This is a genomic window from Aureibaculum algae, from assembly GCF_006065315.1.
GTDB lineage: Bacteria > Bacteroidota > Bacteroidia > Flavobacteriales > Flavobacteriaceae > Aureibaculum > Aureibaculum algae.
Genome location: NZ_CP040749.1, coordinates 441015 through 464860 on the forward strand (window position 1 = coordinate 441015; position 23846 = coordinate 464860).

At 31.8% G+C, this 23846-nt stretch carries 20 protein-coding genes; 3 read left to right on the plus strand and 17 right to left on the minus strand.

What is annotated here, in order from left to right; translation table 11 throughout:
* Positions 1-115 precede the first annotated feature (115 nt).
* From FF125_RS21820 to FF125_RS01725, 17 genes are all read right to left on the minus strand, one after another.
* On the minus strand, positions 116-301 hold the full coding sequence (locus tag FF125_RS21820; protein WP_175418846.1) for a hypothetical protein: 186 nt from the start codon (positions 299-301) through the stop codon (positions 116-118).
* Positions 302-453: 152 nt separating this feature from the next.
* Positions 454-2040, minus strand: a complete 1587-nt coding sequence (locus FF125_RS01650; protein ID WP_138948152.1) for a vitamin K epoxide reductase family protein — start codon at positions 2038-2040, stop codon at positions 454-456.
* Positions 2041-2184: 144 nt separating this feature from the next.
* Positions 2185-2874, minus strand: coding sequence for a response regulator (locus tag FF125_RS01655; RefSeq protein WP_138948153.1), 690 nt, complete (start codon positions 2872-2874; stop codon positions 2185-2187).
* 303 nt (positions 2875-3177) lie between these two features.
* Entirely contained in the window at positions 3178-3492 is a 315-nt protein-coding gene (locus FF125_RS01660) for a DUF6730 family protein (RefSeq protein WP_138948154.1), read from the minus strand.
* Positions 3493-3503: 11 nt separating this feature from the next.
* Positions 3504-4361 (minus strand): relaxase/mobilization nuclease domain-containing protein, encoded by an 858-nt coding sequence (locus FF125_RS01665; RefSeq protein ID WP_138948155.1) that lies wholly within the window; start codon positions 4359-4361, stop codon positions 3504-3506.
* Complete coding sequence (mbpA, locus tag FF125_RS01670; RefSeq protein ID WP_250629657.1) at positions 4358-4876, minus strand: mobilization protein MbpA; 519 nt, start codon at positions 4874-4876, stop codon at positions 4358-4360. Before mbpA ends, FF125_RS01665 begins: the two co-directional genes overlap by 4 nt.
* Positions 4877-4891: 15 nt before the next feature.
* Entirely contained in the window at positions 4892-5767 is an 876-nt protein-coding gene (locus FF125_RS01675; protein ID WP_138948156.1) for a toprim domain-containing protein, read from the minus strand.
* A gap of 218 nt (positions 5768-5985) precedes the next feature.
* On the minus strand, positions 5986-7182 hold the full coding sequence (locus tag FF125_RS01680) for a VapE domain-containing protein (RefSeq protein ID WP_138948157.1): 1197 nt from the start codon (positions 7180-7182) through the stop codon (positions 5986-5988).
* A 12-nt stretch (positions 7183-7194) separates the two neighbouring features.
* A complete protein-coding gene (locus FF125_RS01685) occupies positions 7195-7497 on the minus strand; it encodes a helix-turn-helix domain-containing protein (protein WP_138948158.1) in 303 nt (100 codons plus the stop codon).
* Between the two features lie 125 nt (positions 7498-7622).
* Positions 7623-8444, minus strand: a complete 822-nt coding sequence (locus FF125_RS01690; protein ID WP_138948159.1) for a hypothetical protein — start codon at positions 8442-8444, stop codon at positions 7623-7625.
* Between the two features lie 2 nt (positions 8445-8446).
* Positions 8447-9679 (minus strand): site-specific integrase, encoded by a 1233-nt coding sequence (locus tag FF125_RS01695; RefSeq protein WP_138948160.1) that lies wholly within the window; start codon positions 9677-9679, stop codon positions 8447-8449.
* 712 nt (positions 9680-10391) lie between these two features.
* The gene (locus tag FF125_RS01700) at positions 10392-11087 is read right to left on the minus strand and encodes a carbohydrate-binding family 9-like protein (RefSeq protein WP_138948161.1); all 696 of its coding nucleotides are present in this window, start codon (positions 11085-11087) and stop codon (positions 10392-10394) included.
* Positions 11088-11205: 118 nt separating this feature from the next.
* Positions 11206-13029, minus strand: a complete 1824-nt coding sequence (locus FF125_RS01705) for a hypothetical protein (protein ID WP_138948162.1) — start codon at positions 13027-13029, stop codon at positions 11206-11208.
* Positions 13030-13158: 129 nt separating this feature from the next.
* Positions 13159-15846, minus strand: coding sequence for a hypothetical protein (locus tag FF125_RS01710; RefSeq protein WP_138948163.1), 2688 nt, complete (start codon positions 15844-15846; stop codon positions 13159-13161).
* A gap of 226 nt (positions 15847-16072) precedes the next feature.
* Positions 16073-17086 (minus strand): LacI family DNA-binding transcriptional regulator, encoded by a 1014-nt coding sequence (locus FF125_RS01715; RefSeq protein ID WP_138948164.1) that lies wholly within the window; start codon positions 17084-17086, stop codon positions 16073-16075.
* Positions 17087-17251: 165 nt separating this feature from the next.
* Positions 17252-18082, minus strand: coding sequence for a universal stress protein (locus tag FF125_RS01720; RefSeq protein WP_117882102.1), 831 nt, complete (start codon positions 18080-18082; stop codon positions 17252-17254).
* 111 nt (positions 18083-18193) lie between these two features.
* Complete coding sequence (locus FF125_RS01725; protein WP_138948165.1) at positions 18194-19024, minus strand: universal stress protein; 831 nt, start codon at positions 19022-19024, stop codon at positions 18194-18196.
* 162 nt (positions 19025-19186) lie between these two features.
* Between FF125_RS01725 and rimP the strand changes: the two genes are divergently transcribed.
* From rimP to infB, 3 genes are all read left to right on the plus strand, one after another.
* Positions 19187-19645, plus strand: a complete 459-nt coding sequence (gene rimP, locus FF125_RS01730) for a ribosome assembly cofactor RimP (RefSeq protein ID WP_138948166.1) — start codon at positions 19187-19189, stop codon at positions 19643-19645.
* 10 nt (positions 19646-19655) lie between these two features.
* On the plus strand, positions 19656-20903 hold the full coding sequence (gene nusA, locus FF125_RS01735) for a transcription termination factor NusA (RefSeq protein ID WP_138948167.1): 1248 nt from the start codon (positions 19656-19658) through the stop codon (positions 20901-20903).
* Positions 20904-20965: 62 nt separating this feature from the next.
* Positions 20966-23776: a translation initiation factor IF-2 gene (infB, locus tag FF125_RS01740; RefSeq protein ID WP_138948168.1), complete on the plus strand. Its 2811-nt coding sequence runs from the start codon at positions 20966-20968 to the stop codon at positions 23774-23776.
* The last annotated feature ends 70 nt before the right edge of the window (positions 23777-23846 follow it).

The following is a 23846-nucleotide window of genomic DNA, read 5'->3' on the forward strand; positions in this document are numbered from 1 at the left end:
ATTGACTAAATGTCCTTTTAACAAATTGTTAAGCGTTAAAACTAGTTTATTTTATTAAAACAGTGATGGTATTTTTTTAATGCCATCACCGTTTTCACATAAAGCTTTAAGTACACTAACCTGCTGAAACACATACTCCAGTCCACTGTCCATAACCAATGCAGGCACCACGACATGTCCAATAACTACAAGTCATAGCCGGTTGATTGTCACCTATTGAACAGCCACAGTACCAGTTACCATAACCGCCACCACTGCCGCTTCCGCCAGTAACAAGTTTCATTTCGTCTCTACTAAGCAATTCTTTTGCTAGTTTTAAACTTAATTTTTTCATAATTTATAGAATTATAAATTTATAGTTAGCCCTGAACAATTAAAGACCATCAAGGTTTTGGTCTGCCTTTCGCAAAAAGGAAATTGTTTGTTGCCCCGAATACTCGGGCTTTTTAATTTTTAAATTAAGACTTCTTTTAAATCTTCTATTGTATATTCTTTCGGTAATTCATATCCGTTAATAAATAGTGTTGGGGTGTGGGTAATTTTTTCTACTTTACACCATTCATTCATGGCATCAATTTTAGCATTTTGATCTAACAATTCCCCATTCATAGGATAACATTTTGCAAATGTGTCATAATCCTTTTCTTTCGCCATGTACCATTTGTCTAATGCCTTTTCTATTTTTTTTTTATTTTTTGTGTCAATCGCTAAAAAATGCCTAACAGGTTTGGCTCTTCTATCTTTTTCCTTATTTGTTGCCGTAAACAACACCTGCAAATTAATACTACCCACAGTTAATAACTCTTCTAAAATTGGATGTGCTTTTGCACATGGTCCGCAATACGGGTCGCATACTTTTATGATATTATATTTTGCGTTATCATTAGTAATTGTAATCCCCAACCCTTCTGTGCTACTTGTAATTTTATTAGATTTTAACAATAGGCTTTCCAAGACAAACGGGTTACTTTTTATTTTTTTCAGTCCACATTTAAAAACATTGGTCTCTTTTTGTTGTTCTATTAATGGTTTTATTATTTTCCATGTCAATATTGGCATTAAAAACAAGGCAACATATATTGGTAGTGTTTCCAATGCCATAATTGTTTTATAAAAACCTCCAGCAAAAGCAATGGCAATTTCAGCGATTATTACCGTCTGTATAATAATACAAAATTTACACCATTGTTTAATAACAGCTGCTTGATAATAAATAGAAATAACAATTACAGGAAAGGTTGTAATACTAGTAATCGCCAACAAACTCATTGCAGTAGTGGAAAAGTTATACAACACAAAATACGTAAAAGTTGCTAAGAAATAAGAGAACCCAAGTAACCCCAAACTTAAATTGCCATCAAATAACGATGCGTATTTTGATTTTAAGACTGCATTACAATTAATTTTTTTACCTCCAGTACAAAAACTTTGTAAGGTTGGGTTGTTTTGGTCAATATCAAACCACAATAAAAAGATTCCGGCAGTAAGTCCTATTAATTTTAATATGAAGTATAATATAGTGTAAGTGGTCAAGGTAACATTACCTATTACATCTGATTTTGTAAAGTTAATACTAATCCAAAGTGCTAATAAAATTGCTGACACACCAATTAATGTATTTATAAATCTTTTATTTGCTAACTTTTTCCCAATATCAATTTCTTTTGATGCTGCATTGGTTTCAGCCATAAGACAAACGCCTGTCCATATTTTTAAAAATTCTTCTTTTGACGCTTCATGTAGTTTATTTTTATCATCAAAATATGACACTCTCGATTTTGTTATTTTATTTAAAGTGTAAAACAATGTTGTTCCATGTAAAGATACTTGCACAATACATGGCGTTGTCAGTTCATCAAATTTGTGTCTAGTTATTTTTATGGCTAAACTCTCAATATTGTATTTACTTAAGGTATCTGAAACAGACAATAGGCTCGGATGATCGGGGTGTCCTAAAATACTGTCTTTTAAGTAAGCATTAGTATACCTTACTTTAAGTAATTTTAGAAACTGTTTAGCAGAGTTAGTACAATTATCCATAATTTTAATAGTTATAATTTGAAATTAAAAAATTTCAATATTATTATATATATAAAACTATATACAATTAATTTAAAATTTAATGTTTTTCACGAACTATTAGTACGGCTTTCCCGTGTTTTAGTACTATTTTTTATATATAACTCACAAAAATCCATTTTCTTTTGCTTTAAGGACTAAATCCCTATCACAGTCTACTTTAAATATTTCTTTCAAATGGCGGAGCCTCTTTTCAATACTTCTTAATTCTAATGGGATGTATTTAGGCATGTTTTTCTTTTTAGTTGCATTAGACAACTCATATAATATTTTTAAATCAATGACATCAAGCTTTTCTGGTATTCGATTTCTCTTTCGGATTACTTCAGAAAGAGTGCTACAATAGTGGGTTTCACCGTTTATAATTTTCACAATTACTTTTTGAAGCACTCTATAATCTGTTTTTGAATTTTTTATCAAAAATCCTTCGGGATTAACATTTTTAAATATGGAATTTATCCTAAAACTATCACTATACGAAGTAAAAACAATAATTTTAATTTTTGGACTGTGGCTCCTTATCCAAGTGCCTAATTCTTCACCTGACCTTCGAACACCATCATTTGATATTCCAAGGCTAATATCAAGAATCACAACATCAAAGAACCCTTTGCTTTTGACTTCTTCAATTTTAGTTACCCCACTCTCATAATCTAATGCTTGTTCAATATTAAAATTTAGCAAAGGTTCGTTTTGGGGTATTAAATTTAAAACTGCTTTAATCCCATCTGAAAGTAATAGATTGTCTTCAACTATCAATATATTGTAAGTGTATTCACGGATATGACTAGACATAGAATTATCAATTAAATTTAACGTTGAATAACAATTCCATGAAAATTATAATATATAGGATAACCATGGTTTTTATTATTGTGTTAAGCTATCTTAAAACTTGTACTGTGGTATGAAAACATGTGATCATAGTTTAGCGAAATGATAGATTTACTTTTTCGTAAGTTAAAACAAATAATCAAACAATTCAATGCATTCAACTAAAAAGGGGGGAAATCCCTTTTTTTATAGGGTGTTTTCCCCTGCTTATTAAAGAAAATTCGAACTGGGTTATTTCGAAAATGAATTAAATTAAAAGAATCTTCACCGAGATAAAGAATAAAACAAAGAACCAAAACATAAAATGACAAATATTATAAAAACAATCACCGCCCAATTAGGATAAACCTTGGCATTTTCAAGCAAATTTTCAAATCGATTATATGTTCGTTCTTGAGAATTTAAAACTGCCTTTATCTCACGCTGATGAATGTTCAATAAAGCCTTAAGTTCTCTAATGTCAATACTGACTTTTGCAGCATGCAGCTTATCGCTAACTTTTTCCAATTGCTCAATACTTTTTTCAAAAGAGTTGATTTCATTTACCAATAATTCTGTGATTTCTTCAATTTTTGCCATGTCGTTTTTATTTAGATACCCATTCCGAGGTCGATTACTTTTTTAATTACTGTCTTAGTTATTTTTAGAGCCAAGTTTGGGGTTAGTTCCACTGTCCTTCCCAATAATTTTACTTGATTGTTTTTCGCTTTGAAAAATTCAGCGTTAGGATTTTTGTTAAGTTCTTTGCCAATATTTAGTATTGACATTTTCCGATTGACCTCACTACCTTTTAAATTATGACCGTCAAATTCAAACCGGAAGCCTTGCAGTTTATTTTGATTGTTGATCGATGGAATTACTTTAACCCCATTGGTTTCCATCGCTTTGATATATTCGTCAAATGACTTCGGTCTAAATTGCTTCATACTTAAATCATGCCTTCTTTTTATTTCAGCCCTGATTTCCCTTTGATTGAATTCCTTTTCGAGCTGTACTTGTTTTACCGTTGTCAGCTTCATTTCTTCCGCAACCCTTTCTGCTGCCAGTTGGCTCTTTTTCCCAACAAAGCTGTCATTGTATGCTTTTCCGTTAAAATCAATCCTGTTGACATATAAATGGATATGCTTATGTTGTTTGTCTTGATGGACAAATGCAATCGCTTGCCGTTCCCCCAATTTCATTTGGTCCATAAATCTTTTGGTTATTTCATGTAAGTCTTTTGCTTGTAATTTTTTCCCATCGCTAATGGTAGGACTTATAATAAAAGACATTGTATTTTTTTTACAACGGGAATTCATATCCTGTATGGTTTTAAATTCTTTTGAAATCTCAGAAGGTTTATCACCAATTAAATGTTGCCTTAAAATAACTTCAGCACCTTTTTCTTGATTCCAACCGTAAGAGATGGAAGCACTGGTTTGTGATATGGATTTTCCTTTACCGATCACTTTTTGAAGTTGTTAAGATGTAACTTAATTTCATCAGCCAATTGATGCACTTTTTGGGTAAGGTTGGGATTCCGTTTTTTATACATATTGCCGATTGACTTGAAACTATTATGATAGTGTACCAGCATTTTATAAATGTCAATTTGTTCATCGGTCAGTCGTTCTATTGTTTTTTCTTCAAGTGCAACTTTCCGGATATATTCACTGAGTGTTAATCCACATTTTTTAGCTTTTACTTTTAAGAGTTTTTTCTCGAAATAGGAACACCTCAATTTGATAAAAACGCTTTTTGCCTTAAAAGACTTTTTTTTAACCCTGCGACCTTCGGAAGCAGGCAAGGTTGTTTTTGTGGCAACAAAAACACATCTTGCACTTCCCGCACCGCCAACACTTTCATCCAATTTTTTTAGTTCCATCTCCCATTCCAAACATTCGGAATCTTGTTTCAAATGGTCAGGTGGTATTACTATACTGTACTTATTTATCCCAATTTCTCTTTTAATTTTTTTTTCCATTTTCATAACATCTTTCTAAATAATTCCATCGATTAATTTTTCATTGAGATCTTTATAATTTAAATACACACAACTTTGGTCAATAACATTTTTATACTGGTCTAATAAGTATGTGGTTATTTTATTTCCATTGCTATCATTGTCCAGAAGCAACAATACTTTTTGATATTTCTTTAGAAGTTGGACTACCCCATTTATAAAGGCAATCGAGTTTAATACTATAATATCGGATTCATAAATTAACATCTTATCTAAAACAGCTAAGGATAACAAATCAAACATACCTTCAACAATTATCAGTTGTTTCTTACCTTTAGTTAGATAGGTGTATGATTTTGGGGAACTACAATTTTTAAAGAATTTATTTCTTAGTTCCCATCCACCTAAATGGTTTTCCAATCCAATTGCAAAAAACGTTTTCCCATGATTTCGATACCATACTTCAGAACAACAGCGTTTGGCTATCTCTAATGGAATCTGTCTTGATCTTAGATATTGAATTAAAGCAGGATGCTCAATTGTTTTTGTTCTGACAATGGTTATTTTAGTTTCCTTCTGTTGAATTGCTTTAGGCAGATCTGAAAAAAGGGTTTGCTGTTGAAAAGAAAAAAGAGGACTATCGTTACCTAAAAATTCCAATGCTTCTTTAACGGAATATTTTAACACCAATACAATAAGGTCAATTACATTTCCACCCATTCCATTTCCATGGTCGTACCATCGATTAATTAGTTTGGAAACTTTGAAAGAGGCTTGGGTTTCTGACCGTAGGACACTTAGAAACCAAGCTTCTTTCTCCGTCTCTTTTGTGGGAAAGTGCCCTAATGTTGCCAGCGTTTTTACGATGGAAATAGTACGGGCTATTTCACATGTTATTTTTTTTCTTTTCATGAGCATTTTTTTTGTTTTTATGATTTTCACTTACCTACTCGACTAATCCTTTATTCATAAGGGTTAAGGTCTTAGGTGAGTACTAAATTCGACTTACCTTTCTTACCTAAACAGGTAAGTTAGGTAGGTTCAGGTAAGACAATACTTATCAATCTTACCTAAGCACATCCCTTTATCCATAAGGTGTTTAGAACCTTTAGGTAAGATGGTAAGTGATTTTAAGTATTTATAGGAAATTCCAATTCCCATGGGCTATTTTTAAAAGTTGATTTTGCCAAATATCCATAAAGCTGTCTTTTAGAATGCTTCACTCTTTGAAAGTTAAAACCAGTAAAAGCTTTACCAACATTTACTTTGTTCAATCTTACGTTTAAACAAGATAATGAGACCATTACATCAGATGCCGTAACAAAATCTTCCATCTCGGTTGATTTTTCATAATACTTGGCAATTAGCTCTTGTTCTGTTGTAAGACTGGTGTATTTCTTGTTTCGTTCTTCATTTTCTTGAATATCCTTAATAGTTAGTTCGGGATTAAAATCTTTGTCTTTATACGCTAAATGATAGGCTTGTGTCCATACATTTTTGATGTCAACTTCTTTTGAATACGCAAAATCAATTTGATCCATTAGCTCAAAACACAACCAACGTACAGAACCCGTTTCATCATTTAGAAACGAAGACATATTGGTAGAACCCATAAAAGAGCATATTCTGGGTAAGGTGGTGTTCTTTCTATCATACGGAAGTCTTTCATTAATGAATGTTTTAGAGAAAAATGCTTTAAGGGCATTAACATCCTTTTTAGAGAGTACTGCCAATTCATCAAGATTGTAAAGAAAATTTCTACACAATTGAATTCTTGCATCTTTATCATTTCCGATATCTTCGGCCATGTATTCATTCAATTCAGGTGGGCATAAAAAGCGACACCAGGTCGATTTACCAGAGCTTTGACCTTTATGGCTGATAATAATGGCCTGTTTATTGAAATAATTTGGTTCAAATGCACATCGAATAGCTCGAACCAACCATTTCTTTAAATGATACAGAAAGGCTTGGTCATCATAGGTAGGCACATAGGAAGCTAATTTGGCAATATGGTCAAACCCATCCCATTTGGGTAGCCCATGAAAGTATTCTATAATAGGATTGTGTTTTTTGATGAGTTCTGACTTAATCAATATCTCAAGCTTAGCCGAACTGATATCAATCCCTGCTTTGGCCAACTCTATAATGAGAGAATTTACATTGAGATAATGCCATGATTTATTTCCTTTCAAAGAGATCTGAAAATCATGGGATATTTCATTATAAAATATATCATATTTTGAACATAGATATTCATAGGTATAATCGAAAATTGTTTTCTTTTTGGGATCTTTAACGAGATAAAGTCCATTGCTCTTTTTCATAAGACAAAACAATTATTTTCTTCTAGTTTTGACTAAAGCAGGATTATTACGAGCTTGTTGTAAGAGTTCTTTTTTAGAGTAAAAGATAGATCTTCCGATTTGATAATAGGGAACTAATTTTTTCTTTTTCCACTGAATAAGACATTGAACAGTAATTCCAAGTAGTTCTGCAGCTTCTCTTTGGGTTAAGCGGTCTTCTTCTGGATTGTTGTTGTTAGAAGTAATTAGCTCAGTTTTTCTGAGCCTATTTACTACCACTTCAATAGTTCTTTCGAGGTCTTTGTTAGTGAACCCGTATAAAATAACGTTCGACATAATTAATAGTTTTTAGATTTAACAGGGCTAAATTCTATTAAAATGCGTTCGATTAATTTAATATTCGAAAAAAATGGTGTTAATAAGCTTTAAATCAGGTGTATAAAAATATCGAAAACTAATAGTCATTTCGAGTTCTGATTAAAAAAGGTACGTAATGATGGCTCTTTTGAATATTTTTTATGAAAATCCTTTTCTGATGGAATACCTTGTATTGTAGAAACACTTTTATTGTAAAAAGCTGAATTTTCAATTTTCCCATGGGTATTTATTAGAAATTCAGAAATCTCAGTAAAGCTATTGCTCAGAACTTTACCTTTATAAAGAACCCAATAAAATTCAATATATCTATCTCTATTTATTTTAATTTCAGGAATGTGTTTTCTTACAGATAAAGTTCTGAATTTTTTTCTCCAATCACTAGTTTCAAAATGGTGGTAAACAAAAGACCTCATAAGTTTGATGTCTTCATTAAGTAATTTTTCTAATTCACTCGTAATATATGAATGAGAAAATCCATCATTCAGTTTGAGTTTTCTAGTTTGAGTTCGCTCAACATTATTTTGTGTATTTAAAGCTAAATCTTTGGTATTGCTACTTGTTGAATTTGCATTTTTTAATTCCTTCTTTAACGCAATAGTTTTTTTACTAAATCTTTTATATTTCGGAAATATTTCAAAAAATAACATCCTGAAACATAGTATAATTACCCAAGTTGTAGGAATCAGTAGTAATATTACTGAAATATTAATAGAAATTGGGTTATTTGAAGCATTTGATAAAACTCCAAAATAGTACCATTGAAAAAAGATTAATAGTAAAATATATAAACCAATATATAGCTTTAATTCAAAACGATTAATTTTTTTCTTGAAGTGATTAAATGCTAGGAGTAGCATAATAGTTTTACGCTCAAATATTTCCGTATATTTAAAAAACTTTTCCATATCTAAATTTTATTCCAAATATTCATTTCTTCTTTTTTGAAATCTTCTGCGATTTCGACATATTTTCTAAAAGATTTATCATCCTTGTGTCCTGTAATGTTTCTAACAATCATTTCTTTCATTCCCAATACGAGACTATTAGTTACAAATGTTTTTCTAGCAGTATGACTAGTAATTAATTGATATTTTGGTAAAATTTTATCAATTCTTCTGTTGCCTATATATCTAGTAATGTTAATTGATGTTGTTATACCAACAATTTCACAACACTCTTTAATATATTGATTGAATTTTTGGCCTGAAATTGCTGGTAAAGGTTGGTAGAGTGTGTCGCTATACTTTTCTAAAATCTCTTTTGCAAATTTGTTTAGTGGTATAGTATGGTCAATTGTTTTTGTTTTTTGAATATTTAGACGAATATGGTCATTAAAAACATTTGATTTTTTCAACTGTTTAAGGTCGCTAAATCGCAACCCAGTAAAACACCCAAAACAGTAAAAGTCTCTAACATGTTCGAGTCTTTTTGATTCAAATTTAAAATTGTACAATAACATTAACTCATCCATGGTAAGGTAAATGACCTCAATATCATTTTGTACGGTTTTGAACTTTTTGAATTCTAAATTTGAATGATAACCACGTTCAAAAGCCCAATTCATAAAAGTTTTTGTTCCGGTAATTAGTTTCCCAAAGTAATTGTTTAATGTATTTCTATTTCCAAATGCATAATCTCGAAACTTTTCATAGTATTCGATATTCAAACTATCAAACGTTACATGATAGCCAGTTTCATTTTGAAAATCTTTTATAAAATTTACTGTAGAAACATATTTTTTTGTAGTACCTATTGCTTTAGAGCTTCGGTTTGTTTCAATAAACTCATGATAAGAATCAAAAAAATCAGGTGCAATATTATTAGAGTTAAAAGTGTTGTTTTCTAACTTATTTAGAACATACTCTTTGCTTAATGTAATATTGTTTAATAAAGCAAACCTATAAATCAGTTTAACCTTTTCTTCAAGTTCATCTAATTCCTTGTTATATTCAATATGAAAATTATAGGATTCATTTTTTGGATTAGGTTTAATTCTTTGGTTTTTCCAGAATTTAATATTTGTTTTTACATTTTTTACATTGCGTCTTATGCGTTCTCCATCTAAAGTAATTAATAGTCTAATTGGTATTAAACCGTCTTTACTAATTTTGTCTTTACGTAAAATGAAAGAAGTGTTCATGTTTAATGAATTTTAACTTAATAGAATTTAACTCGTATTAATGTCAAAACTAAACAATTAAAAGGGGGGCAAAATAGGGGGATAAAATTTGATTTAATTTGATGCTATTTGATTAACCTGAATTAACGTTAGCTTATGACACTACTAATATAAGGAATAAATTTTAATTAAACTGGGTTAATTGAGTATGGTAGTCCTTGTGGGACAACAAAAACGTCTTTTAATCTATTGATTATTAGGCGTTTTTTTGTTTTATGTAATTTTTGTGACGTTTTTTATTTTTGTCATGCTTTCTGAATAGTTATTACTTCAATTTTATTTATTAAAATATAGAATTTAGGCCCGTTGAATCTTAAAAGACTAATTAATTGCTTTTTGGTTCAGTGAGTTCAAAAGTACCCTCGAGTTCACTATTCTTGTTTAATTGAAAAACACTATTCATAAAGGATTCGAATTTAATTTTATTAGACATTATGACTTCCTTTGCATCTAAATCAAACCAAATAATATTAAATTCTTTTTGTCCATCTATTGAAAGGTCATAAACTATTTAATTTCAACTTTTATCATAAAACAAATGTTCCTCATCTTGTTAACTTAAGTCCATAAATCTAAAAGATATTTATTTGGCCTTACATTATCAATAGACGCCTTTAGTTAGAAGTTTATGTTATTGTAACTTGTAAACTGATTCGTTCTCACAAAGTTATATTTAGTTTTCTAATCTAAGAATCCCAAAAGAATTAGGAACATGAAAGTTAGGTTTATCAGGGTTAGCTATTACCCAACTAATCCATTTTATTCCAGTTTTACCATCTTCTTTACTATAATATTCGCCTCTGTATAATCCAGCATTTAAAATTTCATCGTCTTGATAAATACCTAACTTCCTAAGCGAAGCCAAACTTATAGACCCTTCTACTGTATAACCTTCTTCATTTTGAGATGCTTTTAAAACGAAATCATCTTTTGGCCAACTCCAATCGATATCAATATTATTTTTAAAAAACTGTGCGTCAGAATCAAGACACCTTCCTAGAGCATCCATTTCTAAAGAAAAATAGGGTTTAGTTTCATCAGCTGCCTTAAAGAATATCTCAACTCTATCTGATTGTACAGCATCAAGTTCTCCAAGACCTCTTTCGGGTGTGATGATTTCGCTATCCTCTACATTGTACAAAAAATACAAATGTGTATCTGACCACAAAGCTTTAAATGCTGTAGCAGGTAGGTTTTTAGGTTGCCATGGGTATAAAAATGCGGTTAAAATATTGGCGTCTTCCCAAGCCTTATCAGATCCATTTCCAGTAACTATAATAGCATTATCTGTTTTCTTGACGAGATAAGTTTTGGTTTGTGAAGAACAAGACAAGCAGAACAGTAGAGCTAAAATCAATAGATATTTCATGAGTTTACATTTATTGTTTAAGGGGCATCCCGAAGCGTCGAGACTTTTCGCTATTCATCATTCCCTTCCGTGACTATACTCTTAACATGCTTGTTTTAAATGTTAAGATTTTGTTTTATTAATGTTTACCTGTTTTTCTATTCTCCCATCCACTTTTTCCATCATCAATAAAGATTTCATTGACCGTTCTAGAAACACGGTCATCTACCTCTTCAACTAAATGAATTCTTAATGGATTCTTTAATCTTTTCTGCCAGTATAAAACTGGACTATAGGGTTTATCTCCTTTTTCAATTTCATAGGTAAGATATGCCCATTTCTCGGCAAAGAAGTTTCCTTCTAAAACGGGGATTACTTGTTGCATATTTGATGATAAAAAACTTAAGGATAATGCACGAGCCCAATAAATCCAAGGTCCGCCAGTAATATACATATAAGGATTGAGCAATCGAGGTCTCGATTCTAATCCGGCATTTGAATAATTTAATTGTATGCCACTAAAACCAATTCCAGTTTCTTCATTATAAAAGGTAATCCATGGTGTGTCAGCTTCCATATTTATATCGGTAAGATCTGGCATGTCTTTAACATTATAAACAATAACACTGTCGCTAATTACATCGTACCATGCTGCATGGGTCATCTGCTCTCGCTTAAATACAATTTCGCCATTTCTAAGTGCAATAGCATCAATTCTTTTATTAATTCTCATGGTGGTTGAACTAATAAAATATGGCAAGCCAGGGTAAAATTGATAACGCACTGAAGCGTCAACCTCTGGCAATTCTCTTAAGTTATCCCACATTTCTGCCGTTGAGATAATAGGTCCAGAAATGTAATTCACATTCTTTGGGGGTTTCCAATCTGCGGTATGGGTCCAAGGACGTGGAGGAGCCCATGTGCCAGGGTTCCAGTGTATAGCACCATTCGTTTCCATGCGGTGGAATAAAGGATAATTTGGCTTACTTTTTAAAGTTATTTGATCTAAATGACCTGAGTCTGGGTGTAAACCGATGGTGTAAATATCATTATCTATTCTAAGTCCAGGTGCTTCTCCTTGAACTTTAAGATCGGTTTCGTACATTTTTGTTAAAGCATTCTCGTTATTGTAATAAATCAAAAACACTTTGCTCGATTTAGCCGGAACATTCGCTAAAAAGGCCACACGTGCTGTAATGGTGCCGTACCAAATTGGGGATTCTCGCGTTGGTTTTCCGTTTGCATCTGGCTCTAAATCATCTTCTTTTAAGAATTTTTTAATGTCGTAAACCTGACTTGGAACTTCTTCTATCTCATGGGTTTCGGTGTCAATGGAAACTACTCGTATTTCACGTTTCAGATGTAATGCTTCATCTGGATAAAATGGAAGTAATACTTCTACAGGCTCATTTTTTCTGTCTAGCCCGGCAGTTTCAGACAAAATGATTGACTTGTAGTTTTTCCAACTATTGTCAAAAGTTGTAACATCAGATGGTGCTGTAATTGTTTTAGTACTCGTTAGAATTACATCTTTTTTTGATGCGTGAATATCTTTCTTAGTTCTTACTTTTATGGTTATTTTATATTGTTTTCCTGCTTCCCATTTTACCCAGCCCACAATATGAGGATTGGTATATAATGTTCCATCTTGAGATAAGCCATAGCCAGAAGGTGGGCGATGCGTCAGAGCTGGTCTATTTCTATTCATGATGTCTTTTGATCTATGTAAATCGGTAAAACGTAGTGTTTTTCCATTTACAATAACTTCTACTTCTATGATTGAGGCATTAGGCAATTTTACATCTGCCAATAAATGATAAAAAGGAATAGCGGGGCTAGGATAACCCAATTCAAGTTTTTCAATTTCCAAGTCTGCCGTTTTACCATTATTACCATAACTAGGTATCGTAAAAAAGCATATAAAAGATAAAGTAATTAATATATAAAATGGACTTTTTTTCATCTGATTAAATTTTTGCCAACCTATTGTGTTCAATTATTTATGTTGGTTGATTGGTATTAGTTTATTTTAATTAAATACCCATTAAGGGCTTTTATATTGATAAAATTAATAGTTGAAGATTGTTTATTTTCACAGTTTCGTTTTTCTTGTGCTAATCAAATTAAGATCTCTTAAAGATTGAACTCCATTTTCCCATGGTCCTCCAGCTCCCCAAATATAATACGAAAAATACATCGTGCTTTTTTGAAAGATAGGTAGCCATGGTTGAAATTCAGTATAATAATGATGTGCATCTCTATTTCTAGGATGGTTCATCCACATATGAAGAAATAACGGTTGATCAACAGGAAAGGCACCTACAAAAGTGATATCTTCTTCCGTGTCGTAACCTGCATTCCATCCTTCTTTTACATCAAATGCCTGGCCATAGTATTTTTCTGGCTTCATTCTATATTCATTGATGCCGTCGAATTCAGGGACCATAAATACATCTTCTGTCCAATGTTTTTTTCCTAATTCAAGTATGGGTTGAGGACCCAGCATATTAGCTTCGGGATTTATGAAAGTCAATGCAAACCGAATTTCCAGTAACGGAGAATTTCCGTAAAGTGTAAATGTCTTTTCTAGGCGGTTGCCAAAATAATCAGTCCACATTCTAACTTGTACGTAATCGCCTTCTTTTTTAATAATTTCAGAATTATAGACCTGGTGGGTTTCCATACTCCCTTGACCAAGAAAATCTTCAAATCCACCGTATGGATAATATCCCCTTTTTCTAAAAGACCGTTTATCATCAATAGCTTTTTCAGGCCATAGCTTAAAAAGAATATTATCGTTTCTACTCTTAATTATATATTCAATAACTCTGGCTCCAGTAGCAAGTAATGTAACCTGTACGCTATCGTTTTCCATACGATACTCATTTACACCATCGTTGTTTAAATCAATTTCAGATAAAGTAGGTTTTCCTTTTGCTTTGCCAACACCCAATTGTGATGTGTAATTAAGGCCTAAAGCAGATACCTTTACTTTATAATTTCCAGCTCTTAATTTCAAGTCAAATAATAGGTCTTTAAAAGTGCCCATAGTGGCATTGCAGATTTGGGAAGTTTTAAAAACAACTTTCCTTTCATTTTTAATATTTACAACTTCAATATTCACAGGGAAAGAAGATTTATTGGTAAAATTATGAATAGTTACAGGGTAGCTGACCTTTGGTGCATGACTATATAGAAGTCGGTGAACCGAAATGGCAGGAGGTAAATCCAACATGGTTAAGGTACTTTTCTTTTTCCCATTATATTTATAATGTACAGCGATAGGGTTCGTATTATTCGTTGCTGTTGCCTCTGGTTCCAAGTTAAAATATTGAGTTTTTGAACTTTTTGAGTCAAGATTAATTTGAACAGAAGATTTTCCCTTAATTTTTATTTCTGGGGGAAGTGCTATTTCTAAAGTTCCAGATAACGGAACTTTAGCAGTATTTGTAATGGTTACTTGTAAATTATAGCCTTTAACTTCAGCAACTATATTAACAGGGTCACCAAAATAATTTTCGAGAAAAATTCTGTCTAGCACTAGCATTTGTAGAGCATTTCTATAGGTAGCTGGTCCTATCATTTTACCTTGTTCTAAAACACCTACTTCTCGTCTATCGAGAATGGCATTCCACAAAGATTTTTGACTCAGTTTTTCGCCTTTTTCTATGAATAAAACCATGCTAGATAAGGCACCTTTATCTAATGCACCTGTTTTTAAAACAAATGGCACATTTTCATTGTCAATCTGTTCTTTGTTGCCTTCGTTGGCAAAGTATCCATCATATTTATAGGGGTCAGCCAGTGTGTCGTATACTTGTCGGAATACATAGCCTTCTTTTTCCTTAGCAAATTTGACCCATGATTCGGCATCATACATTTGTTGTATTTGAAACCCTTCATAATCCTTAGCCCCAAAAACATTAGAAGCACCAACATCAGTGATGATAGGTAAATCTACTTTTTTTACCCATTTGGCTATTTCATCTTTTGATAAAAAATCCATATAACCATCAAAAACAAACCAACTGTTACCTTCATTCATTCCAGTACCTATCACTTCTATAGGATGTCCTTTTGTAATAGTTACGCTATTGAGTAGTGTAAACGCACCAAACCAACCTTTATGAAAATCATATTTTTTAATAACTTTTTCAGTGTTGTCAATTTGAGTTTTAAATTTATTACGTGTCGTTTTATCTTTCGAACTAACAACAAATAATTTTGTCTGATTAAGTTCAAGATAAAAAGCATTAATCTTAACAAAATCAATTGCGTTAAATTGATGACTCGTCAGTTCGTTAGTCCAATTATTTGTCTTTGGCAATTTTGCCATAACTTTTTCACCTACATCAGAATTAGGATTCACAAAAACAATAACATTTATGTTTTTCTCGAGTGCTTCCTCTAAGTTTTTAAGAGAAGGTTCGTTCAGTGTTATGTACTCATCTGATATTAGATTGTTTATAAAACCTTCTTGCATTACCAATCCTGGAATACCAAAATCCTCTGCAATATCTACTTTACTTTGTAAAATCGTTTTTTCAATATCTGGAATCTCCATTTTATATAGGTTTCCATATCGGTATACATTGTTGTAATTATTATGCCAATAGTTGGTATAACCGTTAAAGTTATTTTCATTCTTAACAGTATTTTCAATGAGGTCATACTGATTCGTATATTTATAATTATCAATTTTCTGTGCTAAAACGGATGTTTGTTGAAGTAAAATTAATGCAAGTGCTAGGTAGGCGAGGTAGTTGAATTTGCGAGTCATATTTATATGATTTAAAACTGGGGATTACACAGAATTATCTAACTTTTTTTTAAGTCTGAATAATTGTGTAGGTTAATAGGGTTTAAACTACCAAGTTACAATTATTTTTTTTAAATTTTCACTAAGGGTCAGTAATTGGTATGAAATATTAAGAGGTATAAAGTTATTTTAAATCAATTTATGGAGGAGATTTATGGGCTTAACAGTTTCTTAATTTTGATTTCACCTATGTAGTCTCCCTAACCAATAAGTCTGTTTTTACAACCTGTGTTTTGAAAGCCGTAGTTGATTTTTCTGCAAGTCTAGATATTAGTGATTCTACTGCTTTTTTACCCATCTCAAAAGCATTTTGATCTATCGTACTTAGTTTTGGGTGAGATAATCTAGAAATTTGATCGTCAGAAAAACCAATAACAGAAATGTCTTTAGGTATTTTATATCCATTCAGTTGAGCCATTTTTAATGCAGTTACTGCAGAAACATTATTCGTGGTTAAAATGGCATCTATATTTTTATGCTCCTTAAATATGTCACTTATAGTACTTTCATATTTAGATTTATCTGTAATAGGGATTACAATAGCATCATTTTGATAATTCTGATATTTTTTTAATGCCTCAGTATAACCATCAGTTCGTTGTTTTCCAATATCTAAATTACTAACTGTACTTATGAGTGCAATTTTCTTTCGACCTTGTTTTAATAGATAGTTTGTAGCATTAAATGTTGCTTCAAAATCATCGATAACAACTTTGTCACAATTTACATTTTCAGAAACACGGTCGAACATTACAATAGGGTAGCCCTCTTTTATGATTTTATTAAAATGGTTGTGGTGTTTTTCGCGTTGTGTTTCTCTTGCAATTGAAAGTATAAATCCATCGACACTACCATCGCTTAATAATTCTAAACTTTGTAATTCTTTTTCATATTTGTTATTAGAGAGACAAATAATTATTTGATAGCCATTTTTATTAGCTTCGTCTTCAATACCTAAAAGCACTTTAGAGAAAAAATAATTTAAGATGTTAGGTATAATTACACCAATAGTTTTAGTTTGATTGTTTTTCAAACTTAAGGCCATTCTATTAGGGCGGTAATTGTGTTTTTTAGCTAATGCCTGAACCCTTAAAATTGTTTTGTCATTTATTTCATAACTATTCTTTAAAGCTTTCGATACTGTAGAGATCGATAGGCCTAACTCTTTGGCTAATTGTTTTAACGTAACATGGTTGTTCATAAAGTAAATTCCGACTTATAATTTATTCAAAAATAGTAAAATACAAGGACTTTGATGATATAGGATGAAATAAGATAATTAAATCAATGTTTTAGTGTAAATATAGGGCCTTGATCGCCAATAAATTGTGATTAATTTAATTAATAGATTTAAAATTTGATTTTTTTATATTTTAAAAGTCACAACAGGTCTTAGAGCGTGATTCGCTAATTCTTTACTAATACTTTCGTTGAATAATTGTGATAAACCACTTCTTCCGTGAGTGTTTATGGCGATAACGTCTGCATCTATTTCTTTACCGTAGTTTAAAATACCTTCTTCAATACTGGTGTCATTATAAATGTTAGCAGTGTAGTCTTCTAGTTTAAAAGATGAAATATAGTTGTTTATTTTTTCTCTTGAATCTCTAGTAGACTCAAAATTATGAATAGTGTTTATATAAAGAAAATGAATTTTAGCGTTAAAAAGCGTAGCAAAGTCAATCACTTTTTGGAAATTTTTCTTACTGTTTTCACTAAAATCTGAAGCGAAGATCATGTTTTTAATTTTGAAATTCTCAATATCTTGCTTGATAACTAAAACAGGAATATCTGATTGTCTCACTACTTTTTCAGTATTAGACCCAACTAACATCTCTTTGATTCCGGTGGCACCTTGTGACCCCATAACAATAAGTTCCACTTTGTTTTTACTACTTTCTTCAATAACACCTTGAAAAGCTTTTTTAAAAATCACAGACTCAATAACCTTTATACCATCAAAAAAAGGAAACGCTTTAAATTCTGCGAATTTTTTGTGAATCGTTTTCATATAAAAGATCGTTTGTGCTCCACCACCTAAATTGCTTTCAGTCATTGGATCTACTGAGGTAGAGGGGATGTCTAACATGTGTAGTAAGATAATTTGACTATTGGTTTGTTTTGCAATTGAAGCTGCAACTTTACAGGCGTATTTTGCTTCTTCAGAAAAATCGATAGGTACAAGAATTGTTTTCATAGGTAGTGGTTAATGGGTCAATTATAATTCTCTAATTTAATCAATTTTTCTCAATTAAAAAAGGCTCCTTTTATTTAAAAGAGCCTTTTATAAATTATATGTAATTTATGTTTAAATTTTAAAAGTTACAACTGGTCGTAATGCATGATTAGCCAGCTCTTTACTGATACTTTCATTAAATAATTGTGCTAACCCACTTCTTCCATGTGTGTTTATAGCTATAATGTCGGCATTAATTTTTTTACCATAATTTAAGATGCCCTCTTCAATAGTGTAGTCATTATAGGTGTTTAATGTGAAGTCTTTGATTTCAAAATCGGTTACAAAATTTTTCAATTTGGTATTAGTGACTTCTGTTGGTTCAAAGTTTCGAGCGGTGTTGATAAAAAGTAAATGTAATTTTGCTTTAAACATATTTGCAAAATCAATTACATTTTGGAATGATTTTTTACTGCCTTCCCCAAAGTCAGAAGCAAAAATAATATTATTAATCTCAAAATTTTCAATATCTTGCTTGATAACCAAAACAGGAATGTCTGATTGTCTAACTACTTTTTCAGTATTTGAGCCCACTAACATTTCTTTAAGACCTGTAGAGCCTTGAGAGCCCATAACAATTAAATCAACATCGTTATTTTTACTTTCTTCAATTACGCCTTCAAAAGCTTTATGAAATTTAACATTTTCATTTATTTTTACACCATCAAAGAAAGGTTGTTTTTTTAATTTTTCAAAACGTCTATGAATACCTTTCATAAAAAGGATGGTTTGAGCACCGCCTCTTGTAATGTCTGATTCAAGAGGGTCAATAGCATCCGTTGGGATGTCTAACATGTGCAATAAAATTATTTCACTTCCTGTTTTTTTAGCTATCGAAGCGGCTACTTTACAGGCATATTTTGCTTCATCCGAAAAGTCGATAGGAACAAGTATTTTTTTCATTAGAATAGGATTTAAATTGTGTTAAGCTTAAAGTTATAACTTTATAACGATAAAAAACGCTGATTCTTGTCATTCTGAGTTAGAATTTATATATTTGCAGTCGAAAACAGAGATAGTTTGGAATGGAGGGGACGAAAAGTCCCCTCTTTTTATATAAAAAAAGTGAGAGAACAAGTCGAAAAACTAGTTGAAGAAGCAATTCAAGAAAACCCTAAATTGTTTTTAATTGATTTAAAAATCTCGCCAGATAATACAATAACTATTATTGTTGATGGAGATGAAGGCGTGTCGATTAAGGAGTGTATGAGGATTAGTCGAAGTGTTGATAGTAATTTAGATAGAGAAACTACTGACTTTTCATTAGAAGTGTCTTCACCAGGACTGTCAGAACCATTCGTTAATAATAGACAGTACAATAAAAATTTGGGTAAAAATTTAGAGGTTCAAACAGAAACTGATAAATTTGAAGGCAAACTTTTAGAAGTTAATGACGAAGCGATTACCTTAGAATGGAAAGTGAGAGAGCCAAAACCAATTGGTAAAGGGAAGGTTACTGTTGTTAAAACAGCAGTTTTACGATACGAAAGTATAAAACGAGCAAAAGTGAAATTAAAATTTTAATTGAAAGAGGATGGAAAACATCGCATTAATAGAGTCTTTTTCTGAGTTTAAAGATGATAAAAGTATTGATAGAGTAACGCTTATGGCGATACTGGAAGATGTATTTAGAGCTGCCTTAAAAAGAAAGTATGGTTCTGATGATAACTTTGATATTATTATAAATCCCGATAAAGGAGATTTAGAAATTTGGAGAAACAGAATCGTTGTTAATGATGGCGAAGTAGAAGAGCCAAATGAGGAGATTTCATTATCTGATGCTCGTAAAATTGAGCCCGATTTTGAAGTTGGTGAAGATGTATCTGAGGAAGTGAAATTAGAAGATTTAGGTAGAAGAGCAATTTTAGCTTTACGCCAAAATCTGATTTCTAAAATTCATGAGCATGATAATACAAATATCTTTAAACAATTTAAAGATTTAGAAGGTGAAATTTATAGTGCGGAAGTGCATCATATTAGACATAATGCTGTAATTTTACTCGATGATGATGGAAATGAGATTGTGTTGCCAAAGAGTGAGCAGATAAGATCTGATTATTTTAGAAAAGGAGAGTCTGTTCGTGGTATCATAAAATCAGTTGAGTTACGTGGAAACAAACCCACTATTATAATGTCTAGAACAGCACCAGAATTCTTAGTTAAATTATTTGAACAAGAAATTCCTGAAGTTTTCGATGGTTTAATAACTATTGAGCGTGTGGCTAGAATACCAGGTGAAAAAGCCAAAGTAGCGGTAGATTCTTATGATGATAGAATAGATCCTGTTGGAGCTTGTGTCGGAATGAAAGGATCTCGTATTCATGGTATAGTACGTGAGTTAGGTAATGAAAATATTGATGTTATCAATTACACTAAAAACGACCAAATATTTATTGCAAGAGCATTAAGTCCAGCTAAAGTTACTTCTATGGTAATTAAAGAAGCTATTGAAGGTGAAAAACCTAGAGTTGATGTGTTTTTGATGCCAGATCAGGTATCAAAAGCAATTGGTAAAGGTGGTGTAAATATCCGTTTAGCAAGTCAATTGACCGGTTATGAGCTAGACGTACAACGAGAAGGTATTGCAGATGAAGATGTTGAATTAACAGAATTTTCTGATGAAATAGAAGCTTGGGTAATTGCTGAATTTAAAAACATTGGTTTAGATACAGCAAGAAGTGTATTAGACTTGGATGTTAGCGACTTAGTAAAAAGAACAGATTTAGAAGAAGAAACTATAATCGATGTTCAAAAGATATTAAGAGAAGAGTTTGAAGATTAACATTAGAATAATGTAGTAATCGGTTTAACGAATAAAAGTAAAGTAGTAATTTAAATAATTGTATGGCTGAAAATAAAACATTGAGGCTTAATAAAGTTTTAAGAGAATTAAACATCTCATTAGATAGAGCTGTAGAGCATCTTGCCAGTAAGGGCTTTGAAGTAGATGCAAGACCTACAACTAAGATTTCTGGTGAGGTTTATTCTGTGCTGTTAGACGAATTTCAAACCGATAAGAGTAAAAAAGTTGCTTCGAAAGAAGTGGGTGAAGAAAAACGTAAGGAGAAAGAGGCGTTGCGTATTGTTCAAGAACAAGAGCAAGAGAAAAAACGTTTACAACAAGAAGCGAAAAGGGAAATTTTTAAGACCGAGTCTGAAAAATTAGCTGGAGTAAAAACAGTTGGTAAAATAGATATTGAGGGCAAAGAAGTTAAAAAAGCGGAAAAAGTAGTAAAGGAGGAAGCTAAAGTTGAAAAAGTAGTGGAAGAACCTGTTGCTAAAAAAGAGACCCCTAAAAAGATAGAGCCGGAAGTTATAAAGAGAGAGAAGTTATCAGGTCTAAAACAAGTTGGTAAAATAGACATAGATAAAATAGGAGGTAAAAAGAAGGTTGTTAAAAAAGAAGAGCCTAAACCCGAAAAGAAAGTAGAAGAGGTTGTTGTAGAAAAGGTTGAAGATAAGGTAGTTGAGCCTATTAAAATTGAAACCAAATATCAAAAATTAACAGGTCCTAAACAGGTTGGAGAAAAAATTGATTTAAAGCAATTTGAAAAACCTAAAAAGAAACCTGAGAAAAAAGAAAGTACTGCAAGAAGACCTGTTGGAGACGCTAGCAAAAGAAAGCGTAAGAGAATCAATAAACCGACAACCGGTGGTGGAGGAGGAGCTGCACGTTCAGGAAGCGGTAGCACAGGTTTTAGACCAGGTGCAAAAGGTAGAGGTAGAAAAGCGGTTGTAAAAGCTGAGCCTACAGAAGAAGACGTACAAAAACAAATTAGAGAAACTTTAGAGAAACTTCAAGGTAAATCTAAAAAAGGAAAAGGAGCAAAATACCGTAGAGAGAAACGAGATCAACACCGTCAACAAACGGAAATTGATCAAGAAATTGCAGCAGCAGAAAGTAAAACAATTAAAGTTACTGAATTTGTAACTGCAAGTGAGTTGGCTACTATGATGAGCGTTTCGGTTACGGATATTATTTCAGCATGTATGTCATTAGGAATGATGGTAACAATGAATCAGCGTTTAGATGCTGAAACACTTACTATTGTTGCTGAAGAATTTGGTTATGAAGTTGAATTTGTAAGTGCTGAGGTTGAAGAGGCTGTTGAAGAAATAGAAGATAATCCTGAAGATTTAGAGCCTAGAGCTCCTATCGTTACAGTGATGGGTCACGTAGATCATGGTAAAACATCTCTACTTGATTATATTAGAAAGGCAAATGTTATTGGTGGTGAGTCAGGTGGTATAACACAGCATATTGGTGCATATAGTGTTACGCTTCCTAATAAACAAAAAATTACATTTTTAGATACACCAGGTCACGAGGCATTTACTGCCATGCGTGCACGTGGTGCTCAAGTAACCGATATTGTAATTATTGTAATTGCAGCAGATGACTCTATAATGCCACAAACAAAAGAGGCAATTAGCCATGCTCAAGCAGCAGGCGTTCCTTTAGTGTTTGCTATTAACAAAATAGATAAACCAGATGCTAATCCTGATAAGGTTAAAGAAGAATTAGCTCAAATGAATCTTTTAGTTGAAGATTGGGGTGGTAAAGTACAATCTCATGATATTTCAGCTAAAGTAGGTACTGGTGTAGAAGATTTATTAGAAAAAGTAATGTTAGAGGCTGAATTATTAGAGCTAAAAGCAAATCCTAATAAAAATGCAATTGGTACCGTTGTTGAAGCTTTACTAGATAAAGGTAAAGGTTATGTGTCTACTATTTTAGTGGAGTCAGGTACCTTAAAAATTGGAGATTATCTATTAGCAGGTAAACATAGTGGTAAAATAAAAGCCATGCATGATGAGCGTGGTAAAAATCTTAAAAAAGCGGGTCCATCAACTCCTGTTTCTATTTTAGGTTTAGATGGTGCTCCACAAGCGGGTGATAAATTCAGAGTATTTGATGATGAGCGTGAAGCGAAGCAAATTGCATCTAAAAGAGATCAATTACAACGTGAACAATCAGTTAGAACTCAACGTCATATTACATTAGATGAAATTGGACGAAGAATTGCTTTAGGCGAATTTAAAGAGCTTAATATTATTCTTAAAGGTGATGTGGATGGTTCTGTTGAAGCTTTGACAGATTCATTACAGAAATTATCTACAGAAGAGATTCAAGTTAATATTATTCATAAAGGAGTTGGTGCTATAACAGAATCTGATGTGTTATTGGCTTCTGCATCTGATGCTATTGTTATTGGATTTAACGTAAGACCTTCAGGAAATGCTAGAATTTTAGCAGATAGAGAAGAAATAGATATCCGAAATTATTCTATTATTTATAAAGTAATAGATGAAATTAAAGATGCTATGGAAGGTATGCTTTCTCCTGAAATGATTGAGGAAGTTACAGGTAACGCTGAAATTAGAGAAACTTATAAAATATCTAAAGTAGGTACAATCGCTGGTTGTATGGTTACTGATGGTAAAATATTCAGAAATTCTAAAATTAGAATCATTAGAGATAGTGTGGTAGTTTTTGATGGTGAATTAGCTTCATTAAAACGATTTAAAGACGATGCTAAAGAAGTAGCTAAGGGTTACGATTGTGGTATCCAAATAAAAAATTATAATGATATTCAAGAGTTGGATGTTATTGAAGCCTACCAAGAAGTAGCAGTTAAAAAGAAATTAAAATAAATGTTTAGATTCTTTTAGACTTGATATAAATAAAAAAAATCCGCTTTTAAGCGGATTTTTTTTATGTCTT